Source organism: Roseiarcus sp., assembly GCF_052145395.1.
Classification (GTDB): Bacteria; Pseudomonadota; Alphaproteobacteria; order Rhizobiales; family Beijerinckiaceae; genus Roseiarcus.
Window position 1 is genome coordinate 1 of the sequence record NZ_JBKQOT010000747.1, and the last position, 3,171, is coordinate 3,171.

General features: G+C 64.3%; 3 protein-coding genes. All 3 read right to left on the reverse strand.

What is annotated here, in order from left to right; all coding sequences use genetic code 11:
- Positions 1 to 378: 378 nt before the first annotated feature.
- Positions 379 to 918 (reverse strand): c-type cytochrome, encoded by a 540-nt coding sequence (locus ACLP25_RS25640; RefSeq protein ID WP_442471938.1) that lies wholly within the window; start codon positions 916 to 918, stop codon positions 379 to 381.
- Positions 908 to 2,119 carry a sulfite dehydrogenase gene (gene soxC / locus ACLP25_RS25645; RefSeq protein WP_442471939.1) on the reverse strand — a complete coding sequence of 404 codons (1,212 nt, stop codon included), beginning with the start codon at positions 2,117 to 2,119 and terminating at the stop codon, positions 908 to 910. The genes ACLP25_RS25640 and soxC overlap by 11 nt, the downstream gene beginning before the upstream one ends.
- 102 nt (positions 2,120 to 2,221) lie before the next feature.
- Positions 2,222 to 3,171, reverse strand: a 950-nt coding sequence (locus ACLP25_RS25650; RefSeq protein ID WP_442471940.1) for an IclR family transcriptional regulator, incomplete at its 5' end; no start/stop codon positions are given.

A 3,171-nucleotide genomic window follows, 5' to 3' on the forward strand; every position in this document is an offset into this window, starting at 1 on the left:
GTCATGTGGAAGCCTTCCAGTGTCTTGAGGTTGTCATTTTCCGCCCGGGCAGCGCCGGTTCCAAGCATGAGCGCGCCGAGCGCGGCCGCGGAAACGTAGCGTAGCTTCATGTCACTCTCCCTGGTTCCTCATGTAATTCTTGTTTATTGAAACCTCGGTCGCCGTAACCCACCCCACTCTGAAATTGGAGTGAGCGCCGCGCCGCCGACTTTACGCCCTGGACGCTGTTGCCGCCCAGACTTCATTTCCTCCCGTTAAATCCCTATTCCTATCGACAGTATTCAAATGGCGTTCGGCTCCAAGGCCTTCCGGCAGATTTTCCGCATTGTGGAAAAGCGACGGGAACCAAAAGGATCAGCGCGCGAGGAACGCCGTCATTCAGCGCGGACCGGTTTTGTACGCGCTGACGAAGGCGTCCCGGTTCGGCATCCTCACCAGCGGCAAAGACTTTGCGTCGAGGGTCGCGTCGGCTGGGAGAATCCCGTTAAGGAAGAGGACGTAGGCGCAGACCGCGTAAGTTTCGGATGGCGAAAGGGACTGCGGCGCGTCGAACGGCATCGCTCGCCGAACGAAGTCGAACAGTGTCGTCGCATAGGGCCAGAAGCTGCCCACCGTCTTCACCGGTTTCTTCGTCGCGATCGTGCCGGCGCCGCCAACGAGCCGATCCATTGGATGTCCCTGGCCTCGATCGCCGTGACACGAGGCGCAGTGGTTCGCAAAGATCGCCTCGCCTTGGCGAGCGCTGCCGGTTCCCACAGGCAGGCCTTCGCCGTCGGGCGCGACATCGATATTCCATTGCGCGATTTCCGCCTGCGTCGCGGGCCGCCCGAGGCCGTAGCGCTCCTGCGCGGACGCGGCGCCCGTGGCCAAGATCGCCGCAGCGAGAACCGCCGCCCATGCCGCGCGCCTAGCCGCCATTGCTGACCACGCCGTCGTCGGCGACCCGCCAGCGCTGCATGCCATTGTAGTGGTAGTACGAGCGCGCGTCGCGCTCTTTCAGGAGTTCGTCGCGGCTCGGTTGAACGTAGCCGGTTTCGTCGGTCGCGCGGCTGGTCAGGACCGCGGCCTCGCCGGTCCAGCGCCAGGGCGCGCGGAATCGAGTGAGACATTTCGGCAGAATGGGCTCCTGCAAGGACGCTTGTGTCCATGACGCGCCGCCGTCAATGCTGACGTCGACTTTCTCGATCTTGCCGCGTCCCGACCATGCAAGGCCCGAGATCTCGTAGTACCCACGGTCCCGAAGCCTTTGGCCGCCGGACGGCGAGGTGACGACCGACTTCGCCTCCATGACGAAGTTGAACTGCCGCACCGAGCCGTCAGGCATCACCCAGCTGTATTTCGAAGTCTCTTCGCGCGTTTGCCACGGCTTCCGGCCGAACTTCAGCCGTCGTAGCCACTTGACGTTCGTATTGCCTTCGAAGCCGGGCAACAGCAGCCGCAACGGATAGCCCTGCTCGGGACGCAGCTTCTCGCCGTTCTGGGCATAGGCGAGCAAGGCGTCGTCGAAAGCCTTCTCGACAGGAATGCTGCGGGTCATCGCGGCGGCGTCGCCTCCCTCGGCCAGCATCCAGAGGGCCTCCGGCCTCACCCCGACCTCTTCGAGCACCGCCTTCAACGGCGCGCCGGTCCATTCGCAGCAACTCAGCAATCCGTGTGTGTCCTGGACCGTGTATTGGGCAACCGGCTCGCCCCAATTCTGTGTGTTGCCGGAACATTCGAGGAAGCAGATTCGCGACACCGCGGGAAAGCGCAGGATGTCGACGACACTGAAGATCATCGGCCTCTCGACCTCCCCATGGATCAACAGCCGGTGATCGTTCGGATCGATCGCCGGGACCCCGGAATGGTGCCTTTCGTAATGCAGGCCGTTCGGCGTAATGACGCCATGCAAATCCTGAAGAGGGGTTAGACTGGCCGCCGCCTTCCGCGTCGGGTAGGGCGAGCCTCCGGTGCGCTCTCGACGGACAACACCGGCTTCGTAGACCGAAGGCAGCCCATAGGGCGGGGTCATCACGTCGGCGCCAGGCGCGGTTTGCCTCGGGAGGGCCTCGTCATCGGCCGCCTGCGCGGTCCCTGGACCGAGCGCAACGCCCGCGGCAACGCCCGCCACCGCTCGCATTGCTCGACGGCGGTCAATCGGTTGCGACTCACCGTGAGCCGGCGATAATCCCTCAGTCATTGCGGTCAGGAACTCCGCTGCCGCGTCGCATACCCAGATCCGTCAAAGTGCGGCGGGGCCGGCGCCGCCGAGCTTGGCGGTGATCCGAGCGGCCTTCTGACGCAAGAGCTCCCCGAGACGCGGTATCTTTGAATGCGAGATCCGTGTCGTCGAGCCGGATATCGAGAGCGCGGCGATCGGCTCGCGGAGTTCGTTGAACACCAAAGCCGCCACGCAGCGCAGACCGACCGCGTGCTCCTCGTCGTCTACGGCGAATCCGCGTTCCCGAATCCCCGCGATGTCCTCTCGCAGCGCCGATCGGCTGACGATCGTATTGGGCGTGAGCCGGCGACTGTCCATTTCGGGCAGAAGCCTCTCTACCTCCTCCTCCGTCATGGCCGCGAGCAGGGCCTTTCCGACACCCGAGCAATAGAGTGGGACTCGTGCGCCCGGTTTTGCCAGGGGGCGCGCGATGGTCGGATGGCCGATCTGATGGACGTATATCGCCTCGTGGTCGTTCTGGACCGCGAGGTTCACCGTCTCTCTGCATTCCTCCATCAGCGCGCGCATGTAAGGTCGCGCCACCTCGACGAGGTCGCGCCTCCTGAGAAACGCACAACCGGCTACGAACGTCTGGACGCCGACCGACCACAACCGTCGTTCCTGGTCGAATCGCACATACCGCTCCTGTTCGAGGGTCGTGAGGAGCCTGTGGACGGTGGACGGGGCGAGATCGACGCATTCGGCGATCCTCGTCAGCGTCATGCCATCGGCGGACTCGGAAAGCCGGTTGATCACGCCGAGCGCGCGGACGAGCGACTGGACGGATTCCGACCGCGCTCCGCCCGGGGCTGCCGGCCTCTCCTCTTTCGGCAGGCTCGGACTGCCGTCAACGGGTGGAGAATCGGCGGGCGCTTTCACCGCGAGGTTCGCATCCTGGCGACTCCTGAGCTCAGGGTCTGCTGGCGAAGGGTCGAGATCAACCGTGGCTAGCAGCCTGTCGGACTGAGTTA